The sequence below is a fragment of the Kitasatospora sp. NPDC059146 genome, assembly GCF_042786665.1.
Classification (GTDB): Bacteria; Actinomycetota; Actinomycetes; order Streptomycetales; family Streptomycetaceae; genus Kitasatospora.
Map to the genome: position 1 here is coordinate 20,099 of NZ_JBHZCY010000069.1, position 15,059 is coordinate 35,157.

Genomic DNA, 15,059 nt, shown 5'->3' on the forward strand with positions numbered 1-15,059 from the left:
CGCCGTTCCGGGGACTCTCGGGGGACTCTCCGGGGAAGGGCAGGGGACTCTTGGCAGAGCAGATGGCATGTGACATATTACTGGCGTGCTGAAGACCTGGACACCTCCACTGGACGTCGTCGTGGTCGGCGCCGGAGTCGTCGGCGCCGCCTGTGCCTACTACGCCGCCCGGGCCGGACTCGCCGTCGCCGTCGTCGACCGCGGGCCGGTCGCCGGTGGCACCACCGGGGCGGGCGAGGGCAACCTGCTGGTCTCCGACAAGGAACCCGGGCCCGAACTCGACCTCGCCCTGCTCAGCACCCGGCTCTGGCGCGAACTCGCCGAACAGCTCGGCCCGGCCGTGGAGTACGAGCCCAAGGGCGGCGTCGTGGTCTCCTCGACCGAGGCCGGACAGCAGGCGCTGCGGGCCTTCGCCGCCGGGCAGGCCGCGGCCGGGGTGAGCGCCGAGGAGGTTCCGGCCGAGCGGCTGCGCGAGCTGGAGCCGCACCTCGCCCCCGGGCTCGCGGGCGGCTACCACTACCCCCAGGACGCCCAGGTGCAGCCCGCGCTCGCCGCCGCCCACCTGCTGCGCGAGGCCCGCCGGGCGGGCGCCGAACTGATCACCGGGGAGGACGTGACGGCCGTGGAGCGCGGCCCGGACGGCGCGGTGCGCGGCGTACGGACCGCCCGGCGCCGACTGGCCGCCCCCGCGGTGGTCAACGCCGCCGGCACCTGGGGCGGCGAACTGGCCGCGCTGGCGGGGGCGCACCTGCCGGTGCTGCCCCGGCGCGGGTTCGTCCTGGTCACCGAGCCGTTGCCCAGGATCGTCCGGCACAAGGTCTACGCCGCCGACTACGTGGCGGACGTGGCCAGCGGCTCGGCCGATCTGCAGACCTCCGCCGTGGTCGAGGGGACCCCGGGCGGACCGGTGCTGATCGGCGCCAGCCGGGAGCGGGTCGGCTTCGACCGGACCCTCTCCCAGGAGGTGCTGCGCCGGCTCGCCGTCCAGGCGGCGGAGCTGTTCCCGGTGCTCGCGGACGTCACCGTGATGCGCGTCTACCGGGGCTTCCGCCCCTACCTGCCGGACCACCTGCCCGCGATCGGCGAGGACCCCCGGGTGCCGGGGCTCTACCACGCCTGCGGGCACGAGGGGGCCGGGATCGGGCTGGCGCCCGCCACCGGGCTGCTGATCGCCGAGCAACTGACCGGCAAGCGGCCGGGGCTGGACCTCGCGCCGTTCCGGGCCGACCGGTTCCCGGCGGGGTGACGGGCGTGGGCGGGGTGGCGGGCGTGGGTGTCGGTGTGGGCCGGGCCGTGGACGGATCGGATCGGATGAGCTGGACGACGGAATGGAGAAGCCGGTGACGCGTCGCCGAACCCCTGCCGGGCTGGTCGGGGCCGACCCCGGGCCCGGGCACCTGATCGAGTTCGACGGGCGGGCCGTCCGCGCCCTGCCCGGGCAGTCGATCGCCGCCGCGCTCTGGGCCGACGGCGTGCTCGCCTGGCGCACCACCCGGACCGGCGGGCGGCCGCGCGGGGCGTTCTGCGGGATCGGCGCCTGCTTCGACTGCCTGGCCACCGTGGACGGCCGGGCCAACCAGCGGCTGTGCCTGCTGCCCGCCGAGCCCGGCACCGTCGTCACCAGTCAGGAGGGCCACGGTCGTGCCGATCTCGCCGTCTGAGCGTTCCGAGTCGTCCGAGGGCTCGGGGTCGGCCGGGCGCTCCGGGTCGGCCTACGACCTGGCCGTGGTGGGGGCCGGGCCGGCCGGGCTGGCCGCCGCCGTGACCGCCGCCGACCTCGGGCTGCGCTGCGTCCTGCTGGACGGCGCGGACCGGCCCGGCGGGCAGTACTACCGGCACCCGGCGCCCGGACTGGGCGCGAGCCGTCCGGACCGCCTGCACCACCGCTGGCCGGTGTACGCCGGGCTGGCCGCGCGGCTCGAAGCCCACCCGCGGGCCGACTTCCGCGGCGGGCACCAGGTGTGGGCGCTGGAGCGGACCGCCGACGGCTTCGCCCTGCACGTCACCCGCGGCCCGCAGGCCGCCGACCGGGCGACCCTCCGGGCCGGGGCGGTGCTGCTCGCCACCGGCGCGTACGAGCGCCAACTGCCCTTCCCCGGCTGGACGCTGCCCGGGGTGGTCACCGCGGGCGGCGCCCAGGCCATGCTCAAGGCCGGGCTGGTGCTGCCCGGCCGGCGGATCGTGGTGGCCGGCAGCGGACCGCTGCTGCTCGCCGCGGCCTCCTCGCTGGTCGCCGCCGGGGCGGAGGTCCCGGCGGTGGTCGAGGCGAGCGGCTACCTCGGGTACGCCCGGCGCCCCGGCGTGCTGGCGGCCGTCCCCGCCAAGCTCGTCGAGGGCGCCGGGCACGGCGGCGCGCTGCTGCGGCACGGCGTACGGCTGCGGCCGCGCAGCGCGGTGGTCGAGGCGCACGGGACGGACCGGGTCACCGGCGTCACCGTGGCCCGGCTGGACGCCGACTGGCGGCCGCTGCCCGGCACCGAGCGGCGGATCGCCTGCGACGCGCTCGCCGTCGGCCACGGGCTGCTGCCGCAGGTCGACCTGGCCACCGAACTCGGCGCGGACACCCTCACCGGGCCGGACGGCGCGGTCGCGCTGCGGGTCGACGCCAGGCTGCGCACCTCCGTCCCGGGTCTGTGGTCCGCGGGGGAGACCAACGGCGTCGGCGGTGCGGACCTCGCGCTCGCCGAGGGGGAGCTGGCCGCGCACGCGGTCGCCGGGGTGCTGCCCGGGCGGGCGCTGCTGGGCCGCCGGGCCCGGCTGCGGGAGTTCGCCGCGCTGATGGCGGCGGCCCACCGGCCCGGGCCCGGCTGGACCGGGTGGCTGCGGCCGGACACCGACGTGTGCCGGTGCGAGGAGGTGCCGGTCGCGCGGATCGCGGAAGCGGTGGAGGAGCTGGGCGCGGGCGATCCCCGGACCGTCAAGCTGCTCACCCGGGCGGGGATGGGCTGGTGCCAGGGGCGGATGTGCGGTCCGGCCGTGGCCTGCCTGTCCGGCGCTGCGGAGCCGGGGGCGGACCGGCGGCCGATGGCCTGCCCGGTGCCGCTCTCGCAGCTGGCGGCCGGCCCGGGGGAGTAGGCCGGGCCCGATCCGTCGGAACGTCTCGGGCGGGGACCCTTGTCTCCGGCCTGTCACTGTTTATAAAATGTCACACCTCACCAAGGAGCCCAACGTGTCCATCACCCCGCACGACACCACCCGCCCCTGGCGCGGCATCATGGTCGCCACCACGATCCCGCTGCGCCCGGACCTCTCCGTCGACTACGACGCCTACGCCGAGCACGTCCGCTGGCTGATCGAGTCCGGTTGCGACGGCGTCGTCCCGAACGGCTCGCTGGGCGAGTACCAGACGCTCACCGCCGAGGAGCGCACCCGGATCGTCGAGGTCGCGGTCGAGGCGGCCGGCGACGGCGCCCGGGTCATGCCCGGGGTCGCCGCCTACGGCAGCGCCGAGTCCCGCCGCTGGGCCGAGCAGGCCGCCGAGGCCGGCGCCGGCTCCGTCCTGCTGCTGCCGCCCAACGCCTACCGGGCCGACCACGCCTCGGTGCGGGCGCACTACGCGGAGGTCGCCCGGGCCGGGCTGCCGGTCGTCGCGTACAACAACCCGATCGACACCAAGGTCGACCTGGTGCCCGCGCTGCTCGCCCAACTGCACGGCGAGGGCTCGATCGTGGCGGTCAAGGAGTTCAGCGGGGACGTCCGCAGGGCCTACGAGATCGCCGAGCTGGCGCCCGGGCTGGACCTGCTGATCGGCGCCGACGACGTGCTGCTGGAGCTGGCGCTGGCCGGGGCCGTCGGCTGGATCGCCGGGTACCCGAACGCGCTGCCCGAGGCGTCCGCGGCGCTGTACCGCGCGGCCGTCGGGCACGACCTGGAAACCGCGCTGCCGCTCTACAAGTCGCTTCACTCGCTGCTGCGTTGGGACTCCAAGACCGAGTTCGTCCAGGCCATCAAGCTGTCCATGGACATCGCCGGACGCCCCGGCGGGCCGGTCCGGGCGCCGCGGCAGCCGCTGGAGCCGGAGATCGAGGCGGCCGTGCGTGCGGCCACCGAGAAGGCCCTCGCGGAGGGGCTGGCGTAGGGCCTGCCCGACACGGGCCGGCACCACCAGCACCACTGGTACTACCGGCACCACCCGTCGTACGGCCGGCTGTGCGGGCAGCCGGCCTCAACCAACCGCTTCTTCAGAGGAGTTGTGCGGAATGCGCAGCCGTCACGTGTTCCACGCCGTCGACTCGCACACCGAGGGCATGCCGACCCGGGTGATCACCGGGGGCTTCGGCGTCATCCCCGGCGCCACCATGGCCGAACGCCGGGTGCACTTCCAGCAGCACCTGGACCACTTCCGCACCCTGCTGATGTACGAGCCGCGCGGGCACGCCGCGATGAGCGGCGCGATCCTCCAGCCGCCGACCCGGCCGGACGCCGATTTCGGGGTGCTCTACATCGAGGTCTCCGGGCTGCTGCCGATGTGCGGGCACGGCACCATCGGCGTCGCCACCGTGCTGGTCGAGACCGGGATGGTGCCGGTGGTCGAGCCGGTCACCACGGTACGGCTGGACACCCCCGCCGGACTGGTGGTCGCCGAGGTGCGGGTGGAGGGCGGCGCGGCCAAGGCCGTCACCATCCGCAACGTCGCCTCGTACTCCGTCGCGCTGGACCGCAAGATCGAGGTGCCCGGCCACGGCACCATCGGCTACGACCTCGCGTACGGGGGCAACTTCTACGCCATCCTGCCGCTCGCCGAGTTCGGGCTGCCGTTCGAGCGCGAGCGCAAGCAGGACATCCTGGACGCCGGCCTGGCCCTGATGGACGCGATCAACGCGAGCCCCGACCGGCCGGTGCACCCGGAGGACCCCTCCATCCACAGCTGCCACCACGTCCAGCTGCTCGCCCCCGGCTCCACCGCCGAGCACTCCCGGCACGCGATGGCCATCCACCCCGGCTGGTTCGACCGATCGCCCTGCGGCACCGGCACCTCGGCCCGGATGGCCCAGCTGCACGCGCGCGGCGAACTCCCGCTGGGGCGGGACTTCCGCAACGACTCCTTCATCGGGACCACCTTCACCGGGCGGCTGGTCGAGGAGACCGAGGTGGCCGGGCGGCCGGCCGTGGTGCCCACCGTGACCGGGCGGGCCTGGATCACCGGCACCGCCCAGTACTTCCTCGACCCGGACGACCCGTTCCCGGCGGGCTTCCTGCTCTGACGCTCCCTCCCGAACGCGCTTTGAAGGGCTGCTAGTTGTGACCATCACCTCGTACAACCCCGCCGACCCGACCGACCTGGTGGTCGCCGTCGAGGCACCCGGCGCCGAGGCCGTGCGGGCCGCCGTCGGGCGGGCCCGGGCGGCCCAGGGCGGCTGGCTGGCGGCCGGTGCCGGCGCCCGCTCGGCCGCGCTGGGCCGGATCGCCGAGGCGGTCGAGGCGCACGCCGAGGAACTCGCCGCGCTGATCGTGCGCGAGGTCGGCAAGCCGCTCGCCGAGGCGCGGGGGGAGGTCGCCCGGACGGCGGCGATCTGGCGCTACTACGCCCAGGCGCCGTACGAGCCGTCCGGCGCGGTGCACGAGACCGCCGCCGGGCCGGGCCTGCTGTTCACCCGGCGCCGCCCGCACGGGGTGGCCGGGCTGATCGCGCCGTGGAACTTCCCGCTGGCGATCCCGAGTTGGAAGGCCGCTCCGGCGCTGGCGGTCGGCAACACGGCGGTGCTCAAGCCCGCGCCGGAGGCGACGGCGTGCGCGCTGCGGCTGGCCGAGCTGGCCGCGGCCGTGCTGCCCCCGGACGTGCTCGCGGTGCTGCCCGGCGGCGCGGAGGAGGGGGCGGCGCTGGTCGCGGCGGCGGACGTGGTCTCCTTCACCGGCTCCACCGGCGTCGGCCGGGCCGTGGTCCTGGCCGCCACCGGGCGCGGGGTGCCGGTGCAGGCCGAACTCGGCGGCCTGAACGCGGCGTTGGTGCTGCCGGACGCGGACGTGGAACTGGCCGCCGGGCACATCGCGGCCGCGATCGCCGGGTACGCCGGACAGAAGTGCACGGCGACCAGCCGGGTGATCGCGGTCGGGACGGCGTACGAGCCGCTGCGCGAGGCCCTGGTCAAGGCGCTGGCGGCGGTGGACGACACGGTCTGCGGGCCGGTGATCGGCGCCGACGCGCGGGAGCGGCTGGTGGCGGCGGTCGAGTCGGCCGTCGCGGACGGGGCGAGCGTGCTGGTCGGCGGGGGCGCGCCCGACCGGGCCGGCTGGTACGTCGAGCCGACCCTGCTCGCCGACGTCCCCCCGCAACACCCGCTGGCGCGCGAGGAGTTCTTCGGACCGGTCGCGGTGCTGCACGCGGCGGCCGACCTGGACGCGGCCGTCGCGCTCGCCAACGACACTCCGCACAGCCTGGCCACCTCGGTGCACACCCGGAGCCTGGACGCGGCGCTGGCCGTCGCCGACCGGCTGGACGCGGGCATGATCCGGGTCAACGCCCCGTCCAGCGGCGTCGACTTCCACCTGCCGTTCGGGGGGACCAAGGGCGCGGCCCACGGGGAGCGCGAACAGGGCCGGGCGGCACTGGAGTTCTACACCGTCGGCCGGACGGTCAGCGTGCTGCCGGGCGGGGGGCTGTGATGCCGGGCAGGGCAGCGGGGACGGGCTCGGGGACGGGGACAGGGGTCGGGACGGCGCCGGGTGCGGGGCCGGGGCCGGTGCTGTGCGTCCGTACGGTCGACTACCACACGGCCGGCGAGCCGTTCCGGATCGTGCTGGACGGCGTGCCCCCGATCCCCGGCGACAGCGTCGCCGAGCGGCGGGCCATCGCGATCGGCGCGGGCGGCAGCGCGACCGCGCCCCGGCCGAGCGCGCTGGAGGAGGTCCGGCGGCTGCTGGTGCACGAGCCGCGCGGGCACGCCGGGATGTACGGCGGGTTCCTGGTGCCGCCGGACGACGACGAGGCCCACCTGGGCGTGCTGTTCTGGCACAAGGACGGCTACTCGACCGCCTGCGGGCACGGCACCATCGCGCTCGGCGCCTGGGCCGTGGACTCCGGGCTGGTCCCGGCCCCCGCGGACGGCGTGGCCCGGGTGCGGATCGACGTCCCCTCCGGGCGGGTCACCGCGCTGGTGCGGCGGAGCGGCGGGCGCACCACCGGGGTCACCTTCCGCAACGTGCTGAGCCGGGTCAGCGCCTTGAAGCTGCCGGTCGAGACCTCGCGGGGGACGGTCGAGGTCGCGGTGGCGCACTCCGGGGCGTGCTACGCCTCGGTGCCGGCCGCCGCCCTCGGGCTCGCCGTCGAGCCCGGGCTGCTGCCCGAACTCGTCGCCGCGGGGCGGGAGATCAGGGCGCTGCTGGCCGGGTCGGAGGCCGTCGCGCACCCGACCGACCCGCGGCTCTCCGGGGTGTACGGGGTCGTGCTGTACGACGAACTTCCTGCGGAGGAGGGGGTGTTGAGCCAGCGGAACGTCGTGGTGTTCGCGGACGGGCAGATCGACCGCTCGCCGTGCGGCTCCGGCACCTCCGCGCGGCTCGCGGTGCTCGCCGCCGAAGGGCGGATCGCGCCGGGCGAGGAGCTGCGGCACGAGTCCGTCATCGGCACCGTGTTCACCGGGCGGGTGGTGGGCGGCGGCGACCCGCTGGGGGAGGGCGTCGTCACCGAGGTCGGCGGGACGGCGTACCGCACCGGGGAGCACCTGTTCGTGCTGGAGCCCGGGGACGCGCCGGGGTTCACGCTGTGACCCCCGATGTTGTGCCCCCCGATGCCGTGACCCCTGATGAGCTGCCCGGCGCGGGGGCTGAGCCGCTCCAGTACGCCGTGCCGGGCACCGGCGGGATCGGGCCCGCCGGGGCGGTGCGGGCGATCGAGCGGGTGCTGCTGGACGGGCTCGACCCGGAGGCGGCGCCCGCCCGGTCGGCCGTACCGGTGCCCGCCGGCGAGCTGCTGCTGATGCCCGCCGCCGCCGGGCCGTACGCCGGGGTGAAGATCGCCGGGGTGGCGCCGGCCAACCCCGCGCGCGGACTGCCCCGGATCACCGGCAGCTACCTGCTGCTGGACGGGCCGACGCTCCAGCCGCTGGCGCTGCTGGACGGCGCGGCCCTCACCGCCCTGCGCACGCCCGCCGTGACGGCGGCGGCGCTGGCGCGGCTCGCGGTCCCGGAGGCCGAACACGTGGTGGTGTTCGGCTCCGGGCCGCAGGCCTACGGGCACCTGGACGCGCTGCTCACCGTGCGGCCGCTGCGGCGGCTCACCGTGGTGGCGCGGCACGCCGGACGGGCGGGCGCGCTGGCCGAGTACGGCCGGGCGCTCGGGCTGACCGCCTCGGTGGGCGGGCCGGAGGCGGTCGGGCGGGCGGACGTGGTGGTCTGCTGCACGACCGCGCGCACCCCGCTGTTCGACGGTGCGCTGGTGCCCGACCACGCGGCCGTCGCGGCGGTCGGCTCGCACGAGCCGGACGCCCGCGAGGTGGACGAGGTGCTGGTCGGGCGGGCCGAACTGTACGTGGAGGCGCGGGCCGTCGCGGCCCGGGAGGCCGGGGACCTGCTGCTGGCGGGCGCGCTCGGGCGGCGGCAGGTGTGGAACCTGGCCGAGCTGCTGCGCGGCGACGCACTGCTGCCGCAGGGGCGGCCGCGGTTCTTCAAGAGCGTCGGGATGGCCTGGGAGGACCTGGCGGTGGCGGCGGAGGTGTACCGGGCCGGGGCGCCGTCGTCGCCTCAGTCCCCGTAGAGGCTGAGCCAACTCCCCGGTATAGCTGCGCAGTTGGCGAGCAGGTTGCGCAGGTCGCGGACGGCCGCCCGCTGCGGTTCGGTGGTGCAGCGGGCGAGCAGGGCGGTGGCCTCCTCGAAGGCGGCGGCCGCGTCCTGCTCGTTGAAGTGGGTGTCGCCGTACGGGTCGATCCGGGCGAGCCGGTGGTCGGCGGGCCGGGTGTGCGCGGCCAGGGCGGCGGCGAGGGCCGGGCCGTGGCCGGTGGACAGGTGCAGCAGGGCGGGGGCGGTGCGGCCGGCGCCGGGCCGGCCGTCGTGCAGGGCGATCTCGATGCCCACGTTCCGGTCTCTCCGTTCGTCCGAGGGTGTTCCGGCGGTCGCCGGTGTGGCGTCGACCGTTGTGCCGACCGGTGGTCGCTGCCACCATGAACGTCGGCGGCGGCGACCGTGACAGGCTGTTCGGATTCCCGGCTTGTTGCACGCTCAACGTAACGTGACATTGTACGCTGGTGTTCTGCACCCACCGGAGGAACACCATGGCCGAGCTCAAGTCCCGCACCCTGATCTCCGTGCAGGAGCGGCTCCGCGACCAGGTCGCCCACGCGCTCCGGGCGGCCCTGATCTCCGGCGAACTGCGCCCCGGCGTCGTCTACTCCGCCCCCGCCCTCGCCGCCGACTTCGGTGTCTCCGCGACCCCCGTCCGCGAGGCCATGCTCGACCTCGCCCGGGAGGGCCTGGTCGAGGCCGTCCGCAACAAGGGCTTCCGGGTCACCGAACTGACCGAGCGCGACCTCGACGACTACACCGGCATCCGCGCCCTGATCGAGGTCCCCACCGTCGGCCTGGTCACCCGTACCGCCACCAAGGAGCAGCTGGAGCGGCTGCGCCCCGAGGCCGAGGCGATCGTCGCGGCGGCGCGCAAGCACGACCTGATCGGCTACCTGGAGGCGGACCGGCAGTTCCACCTCGACCTGCTCGGGCTGGCCGGCAACGCCCGGCTGGTGGAGGTCGTCGGCGACCTGCGCAAGCGCTCCCGGCTGTACGGGCTGACCCGGCTGGACGAGCTGGGGCAGCTGGTCTCCTCGGCGGAGGAGCACGTCGAGCTGCTCGACCTGATGCTGAGCGGCGACGCGGAGGCGGCCGAGGCCTGCATGACCCGCCACCTCAGCCACGTCCGCTCGCTCTGGGCGGGCCAGGACGAGGAGGCCGAGGCGGAGCGCCCGGGCTTGCGGCTCCGGGCTCGGTAGGGGGCTAAACCACCCGTTCGGGTGAATGCGGAGGATCGGGCGTCGGAGGGTGCCCGCGCTCTACCATGATGGTCCCGACATCGGCAGCCAGGAGGATTTCCATGTCCGCCGCCGCAGTGGAAGGACCCTTCGAGCAGGTGACGTTGCTCGAAGCCGCAAAGCTGATCTCCGATCGACTCGTGGGGCACCGGGTCGAGGTTCTTGGAGGACAGATCACGGTGACGCCGCCTCCGGACGGGCCGCACAATGACATGCTCACCGACCTGATCATCCCTTTGTCGGCGGCGGGGCTCCATGGTGATGTGTCCCGAGTGGTCCCGGGGATGGGTCTGTGGTTGCCGAGCGGACCGTCCGATTATGCGGTTCCGGATCTGTGTGTCGTCGATGCCGACTACCGAGAACACCTGATCGAGCTCAATTGCTATGACCCGATGGTCTTCCGTCTTGTACTGGAAGTGACATCGTCGAACTTCACGACTGATCTGAAGGTCAAGCCTCTGCTGTACGCCGAGGCAGGGGTGCCCGTCTACGTCATCGTGGACCGGACGAACCAGCGGGTCATGGTGCTCACCGACCCCAAGGACGGCGAGTACCGGGTGCACGCGGTACACCATCCGGGGCAGTCGTTCACGCTGCCCGAGTCGATCGGGACAACGGTGACGCTCTCGGTGGACGACGTACTCATGACCAAGAAGTAGTCGTCTTCGTGCTCCACTTGGCTGACGCCCTTTTCGAGCGCTTTCCCCGGCGCCGGGTGGAGGTGCTCGGTGGCGAGGTGTCCGTTGAACCGGTGCCGGACATGCGGCATGCCAGGGTCCTGAACCGTGTGCGGAGGGCCTGCTCTGCGGCGGGGTCGGACGATGGAGATACCGAGGTTTTCCAACGGATCGCGATCTGGCTGCCGACCGGGCCCGATGACTTCGCGATGCCGGACCTGTCGATCGTCGATGCGGACAGCGACGATCACATGGTCACGTACAACTGCTACGACCCGAAGATCTTCCGGTTCGTGCTGGAGGTGACCTCGGCCGCATTGTGCAGCGATCTCACCAGGAAGCCCGCCGCCTACGCGCTCGCGGGGGTGCCGGTCTACGTGGTCGTGGACCGGATCGGGCGTCGGGTCCTGGTGATGACGGACCCTGTGGACGGCGTGTACCGGGAGCAGGCCGTCCACGCCTCGGGGGAGTTCACCTTGCCGGAGTCGATCGGCGCGGTGGTGGCCCTGAGCGTGGACGACCTCCTCTTCTAACGGGTCGGAGCGGGGATGGTCACGCGGCCGTCGTGGACCTCGGCGATCTGGTCGACGGCGGTCAGGTGGGTGCGGTCGTGGGTGACCAGGACGGTGGCGGTCGCCCGGCGGTGGGTGAGTTCGGTGATCAACTCCAGGACGGCCGCCCCGCGTTCGTGGTCGAGGGCGCTGGTGGGCTCGTCCACCAGCAGCACCGTGGGGTCGTTCATCAGGGCGCGGGCGATGTTGACCCGCTGGCGCTGTCCGCCGGAGAGCTGGTGCGGGCGGCGGGCGGCCTGGTCGCGCAGGCCGACGGCGTCCAGGAGTTCCAGGGCGCGGGGGAGGGCGCTGCGGGGGGAGCGGCCGTCGAGGTGGGCCATCACCTGGAGCTGTTCCGCGGCTGTCAACGAGGGCAGCAGGTTGGGCTGTTGGAAGACGATGCCGATCCGGGTGCGGCGCAGGGCGGTGAGTTCGGCGCGGCCGAGGCCCGCGGTGTCGGTGCCGTCCACGACGACCCGGCCGGTGTCCGGGCCGATCAGGGTGGCGGCGACGGCCAGCAGGCTGGACTTGCCGGAGCCGGACGGGCCGACGACGGCCGTGAGGGTGCCCTTGGGGACGGTCAGCGAGACGTCGTCCAGGGCGGTGAGCCGGCCGTCGCCGTCCGGGTAGGTCAGGGTGATGCGGTCGAGTTCCAAGCTCATGCGCCCGCCTCGCTTCGCTCGGCGGGGGCATGAGCCCACGCGCACCTTTCGATGGTCACTTCGCTTCGCTCGTTCAACGGGCGCTCCCCAGGGCGGTCAGCGGGTCGACGGAGGTGATCCGCCGGATGGACAGGGCCGCGCCGATCGCGCCGAGGGCGATCATGACGACGGCGGGCAGCAGCAGGGTCGGGGCGTCCAGGACGAACGGCACGGCGGAGCCGATCAGCGAGCCGGCGCCGAGGGCGATCGCGGTGCCGACGGCCGTACCGAGCACCAGCAGCAGTACCGCCTGGCCGAGGGCGTCGCGCAGCAGGTAGCGGGTGGAGGCGCCGAGCGCCTTGAGCACGGCGATGTCGCCGCTGCGCTGGATCGTCCAGACGGTGAAGAAGGCGCCGATGACCAGGGCGGAGATGGCGAACAGGAAGCCGCGCATCAGCTGGAGGGAGCCGTTCTCGGAGGTGTACGAGCCGATCGCGGCGAGGGCGTCGTCCCGGGTGCGGGTCACGGTGCCGTGGTGGGCGTCGGCGGCGGTCAGGTCGGCGCCCGCGGCGGTGTGGAGGGCGATGACGGTGGCGTGGCCGGCGCCGCCGGGGGCGAACTGCTGCCAGTCGGCGAGGCTGGTCCAGATCACCGGGGTGTGGCTGTAGGCGGCGTCGCCGTCGACGGCGGCCACCTGCAGCGGGTGCCCGGCGAGGGTGAAGCCGGCGCCGGGGGTGAGGCCGCCCAGCTTCTCGGCGGCGGTCCGGGAGAGCACCGCCCTGCCCGGGGCGATCAGGCCGCCCTGCGGGGCCAGGTCGGAGCCGTCGGGGACGCCGAAGGCGGAGAGCGCGGCGGTGCGCTGTCCGGCGGCGGCCTTGGTGGTGGTGATGCCGAGCGGCTGGGCGGAGGTGACGCCGGGCTCGCGCGCCCAGGCCTGCCACTGGTCGGGGGTGACCTGGGAGTCGGTGAAGTTGAGTTCCTGGCCGTCGGCGGGCTTGCCGAAGACCAGGTGGTCGGCGGGCAGCCCGCTGATCGCGGAGATGTTCTGCCGGCCGAGTCCGGCGGTCAGCCCGGACAGCATGCCGACCAGGACGGTGATCAGCACGATGACGGTTCCCATCAGGGCGAACCGCCCCTTGGCGAACCCCAGATCCCTCCAGGCGACGAACACGGTGGGCCTTTCTGCGGGCGGAGCGGTGGACGGTGCGGTGGGGCGGATGGAACGGTGGGGTGGACGGTGCGGTGGACGGAACGAGCGATGCCCCCACGGTCGCCGAGCAGGGGGCCCGCGGGCATCGCGCCGGGGATTGCATCCTGGGCATCAAAGGGCAGAAGCGGAGTTCAACCTTTTGATTGATGCCGGGCACCGGGCCGGAACTTAGGCTGGAGGGATGGCGACCGAACGATCCAGAACCACTCCCGTCGCCCTCGTCCTCCGGCTCTGCCTGCACCTGCTGGTGGCGGGCCTGCTGGCGCTCGCCGTTGCCCGGGCCGCCTTCGCCGCCCGGGGCGGGGACCCGGCCGCCGTGGGCGCCGCGGCCTCCGCGATGGCCGCCGTGTACGCCGTCGGACCGAGGCTGGCCGCCGTGCACCGGTCCCGTCGGGGCGCGGCGCTCTGGCTGGCCCTGCTCGGCGTCACCTGGGCGGGCGTGCTGGTCGCCACCCAGGACGGGGTGTGGCTGGCGTTCCCGCTGTACTTCCTGGAACTGCACCTGCTCGGCCGGCGCAGCGGGCTGGTCGCGGTCGGCCTGACGGCCGCGGCGGCGATCGCCGGATGGTCCTTCCACCAGCACGCCTTCAACCTGGCCGCCTCCATCGGGCCGCTGCTCGGCGCGGCCGTCGCCACCGCCACCGTGCTCGGCTACCAGGCGCTGTACCGGGAGAGCGAGGAACGCCGCCGGCTGATCGACGAACTGACCGCCGCCCGCGCCGACCTCGCCGCCGCCCACCACGCGGCCGGCGTGCTCGCCGAGCGCGAGCGGCTGGCCCGGGAGATCCACGACACCCTCGCGCAGAGCCTCAGCTCCATCCAGCTGCTGCTGCGGGCGGCCCAGCGGGCGCTGCCCGAGCGCACCGAGGCCGCCGCCGGGTACGTCGAGCAGGCGCGGCAGGCCGCCCAGGACAACCTGGACGAGGCCCGGCGCTTCGTCCGCGCGCTCACCCCGCCCGCGCTGGACGGCGATCCGCTGTCCGTCGCGCTGGAGCGGCTGTGCGCGACCACCACGGCGCACAGCGGTCTGCCCGTCCACCTGCACGTCTCCGGGGAGCAGGTGCGGCTGCCCGCCGCGCAGGAGGTGGCGCTGCTGCGGATCGCGCAGTCGGCGCTCGGCAACACCGTGCGGCACGCGAAGGCCTCGCGGGCCGAGGTGACACTCAGCTACATGGAGGGCGAGGTGGCGTTGGACGTGTTCGACGACGGGGCCGGGTTCGACCCGGCGGCGGTGGCCGGCCGCACCGACGGGGAAGGCGGCTTCGGCCTGCCCTCCATGCGGGCCCGGGCCCGGGCGCTCGGCGGCAGCTTCACCGTGGAGTCGGCGCCCGGGGAGGGGACGGCGCTGGCCGTGCAACTGCCCGTCGCCCCGGCGCCGGAGGCCGGGCCGTGATCCGGCTGCTGATCGCCGACGACCACCCGGTGGTGCGGGCCGGGCTGCGGGCGGTGCTGGAGAGCGAACCGGACTTCGCCATCGTCGCCGAGGCCGCCACCGCCGAGCGGGCCGTCGAGCTGGCGGCCGGACCGGGCGTGGACGTGGTGCTGATGGACCTCCAGTTCGGGCCCGGCTCGGCGATGAACGGGGCCCAGGCCACCGCCGCGATCACCGCCCGGGCGGGCGCGCCGAAGGTCCTGGTGGTCACCACCTACGACAGCGACGCCGACACCCTGCCGGCCCTGGAGGCCGGCGCCACCGGCTACCTGTTGAAGGACGCGCCGCCGGAGGAACTCGCCCAGGCGGTCCGGGCCGCGGCGGCGGGCCGCAGCGCGCTGGCGCCCAGCGTGGCGGACCGGCTGCTGGAACGGATGCGGACGCCGGCCGCGGCGCTCAGCGCGCGGGAGACCGAGGTGCTCGGGCTGGTCGCGGACGGGCTGACGAACCAGCAGGTCAGCCAGCGGCTGCACCTGAGCCAGGCCACCGTGAAGTCCCATCTGGTGCACATCTACACGAAGTTGGGCGTGGACTCGCGCACCGCGGCGGTGCGGGAGGCGCGCGGGCGGGGGCTGATCCGCTGAGCCGGCCG

The 15,059-nt window shown here is 74.9% G+C and carries 16 protein-coding genes; 13 read left to right on the forward strand and 3 right to left on the reverse strand.

Going from position 1 to position 15,059, the window contains the following annotated elements:
• Positions 1-85: 85 nt before the first annotated feature.
• The 8 genes from ACFXPX_RS26510 (at position 86) to ACFXPX_RS26545 (ending at position 8,692) form a co-directional block, all read left to right on the forward strand.
• Complete coding sequence (locus ACFXPX_RS26510; protein ID WP_380643617.1) at positions 86-1,246, forward strand: NAD(P)/FAD-dependent oxidoreductase; 1,161 nt, start codon at positions 86-88, stop codon at positions 1,244-1,246.
• An 82-nt stretch (positions 1,247-1,328) separates the two neighbouring features.
• Positions 1,329-1,661: a (2Fe-2S)-binding protein gene (locus ACFXPX_RS26515; RefSeq protein ID WP_375890812.1), complete on the forward strand. Its 333-nt coding sequence runs from the start codon at positions 1,329-1,331 to the stop codon at positions 1,659-1,661.
• Positions 1,642-3,075, forward strand: coding sequence for an FAD-dependent oxidoreductase (locus tag ACFXPX_RS26520; RefSeq protein ID WP_380643620.1), 1,434 nt, complete (start codon positions 1,642-1,644; stop codon positions 3,073-3,075). Before ACFXPX_RS26515 ends, ACFXPX_RS26520 begins: the two co-directional genes overlap by 20 nt.
• 139 nt (positions 3,076-3,214) lie before the next feature.
• A complete protein-coding gene (locus ACFXPX_RS26525; RefSeq protein WP_380643645.1) occupies positions 3,215-4,078 on the forward strand; it encodes a dihydrodipicolinate synthase family protein in 864 nt (287 codons plus the stop codon).
• 121 nt (positions 4,079-4,199) lie between these two features.
• The gene (locus ACFXPX_RS26530) at positions 4,200-5,204 is read left to right on the forward strand and encodes a proline racemase family protein (RefSeq protein ID WP_375890815.1); all 1,005 of its coding nucleotides are present in this window, start codon (positions 4,200-4,202) and stop codon (positions 5,202-5,204) included.
• Between the two features lie 37 nt (positions 5,205-5,241).
• Positions 5,242-6,603 carry an aldehyde dehydrogenase family protein gene (locus tag ACFXPX_RS26535; RefSeq protein WP_380643622.1) on the forward strand — a complete coding sequence of 454 codons (1,362 nt, stop codon included), beginning with the start codon at positions 5,242-5,244 and terminating at the stop codon, positions 6,601-6,603.
• 77 nt (positions 6,604-6,680) lie between these two features.
• Complete coding sequence (locus ACFXPX_RS26540; protein ID WP_380643625.1) at positions 6,681-7,706, forward strand: proline racemase family protein; 1,026 nt, start codon at positions 6,681-6,683, stop codon at positions 7,704-7,706.
• A 26-nt stretch (positions 7,707-7,732) separates the two neighbouring features.
• On the forward strand, positions 7,733-8,692 hold the full coding sequence (locus ACFXPX_RS26545; RefSeq protein ID WP_380643627.1) for an ornithine cyclodeaminase family protein: 960 nt from the start codon (positions 7,733-7,735) through the stop codon (positions 8,690-8,692).
• Here the strand turns inward: ACFXPX_RS26545 and ACFXPX_RS26550 are convergent.
• A complete protein-coding gene (locus tag ACFXPX_RS26550; protein WP_375890822.1) occupies positions 8,680-9,009 on the reverse strand; it encodes a hypothetical protein in 330 nt (109 codons plus the stop codon). The two genes, ACFXPX_RS26545 and ACFXPX_RS26550, sit on opposite strands and share 13 nt — an antisense overlap.
• Positions 9,010-9,206: 197 nt before the next feature.
• Here ACFXPX_RS26550 and ACFXPX_RS26555 point away from each other — a divergent pair, with 197 nt between their 5' ends.
• The 3 genes from ACFXPX_RS26555 to ACFXPX_RS26565 all read left to right on the forward strand — a co-directional run bounded on the left by ACFXPX_RS26555 (position 9,207) and on the right by ACFXPX_RS26565 (position 11,166).
• The gene (locus tag ACFXPX_RS26555) at positions 9,207-9,917 is read left to right on the forward strand and encodes a GntR family transcriptional regulator (protein ID WP_375890824.1); all 711 of its coding nucleotides are present in this window, start codon (positions 9,207-9,209) and stop codon (positions 9,915-9,917) included.
• A gap of 101 nt (positions 9,918-10,018) precedes the next feature.
• Positions 10,019-10,615 carry a Uma2 family endonuclease gene (locus tag ACFXPX_RS26560; RefSeq protein WP_380643629.1) on the forward strand — a complete coding sequence of 199 codons (597 nt, stop codon included), beginning with the start codon at positions 10,019-10,021 and terminating at the stop codon, positions 10,613-10,615.
• 8 nt (positions 10,616-10,623) lie between these two features.
• Positions 10,624-11,166 (forward strand): Uma2 family endonuclease, encoded by a 543-nt coding sequence (locus ACFXPX_RS26565; RefSeq protein ID WP_375890827.1) that lies wholly within the window; start codon positions 10,624-10,626, stop codon positions 11,164-11,166.
• Here the strand turns inward: ACFXPX_RS26565 and ACFXPX_RS26570 are convergent.
• Both ACFXPX_RS26570 and ACFXPX_RS26575 read right to left on the reverse strand, forming a co-directional pair.
• Complete coding sequence (locus ACFXPX_RS26570) at positions 11,163-11,846, reverse strand: ABC transporter ATP-binding protein (RefSeq protein WP_375890829.1); 684 nt, start codon at positions 11,844-11,846, stop codon at positions 11,163-11,165. The two genes, ACFXPX_RS26565 and ACFXPX_RS26570, sit on opposite strands and share 4 nt — an antisense overlap.
• 73 nt (positions 11,847-11,919) lie before the next feature.
• Positions 11,920-12,996, reverse strand: a complete 1,077-nt coding sequence (locus tag ACFXPX_RS26575; RefSeq protein ID WP_380643633.1) for an ABC transporter permease — start codon at positions 12,994-12,996, stop codon at positions 11,920-11,922.
• Between the two features lie 220 nt (positions 12,997-13,216).
• On the opposite strand from ACFXPX_RS26575, the gene ACFXPX_RS26580 reads away from it, so the two are divergent.
• Together ACFXPX_RS26580 and ACFXPX_RS26585 are read left to right on the forward strand one after the other, a co-directional pair.
• Positions 13,217-14,428, forward strand: a complete 1,212-nt coding sequence (locus ACFXPX_RS26580) for a sensor histidine kinase (protein ID WP_380524713.1) — start codon at positions 13,217-13,219, stop codon at positions 14,426-14,428.
• Positions 14,425-15,051 (forward strand): response regulator, encoded by a 627-nt coding sequence (locus tag ACFXPX_RS26585; protein WP_375890835.1) that lies wholly within the window; start codon positions 14,425-14,427, stop codon positions 15,049-15,051. Before ACFXPX_RS26580 ends, ACFXPX_RS26585 begins: the two co-directional genes overlap by 4 nt.
• Positions 15,052-15,059: the final 8 nt, after the last annotated feature.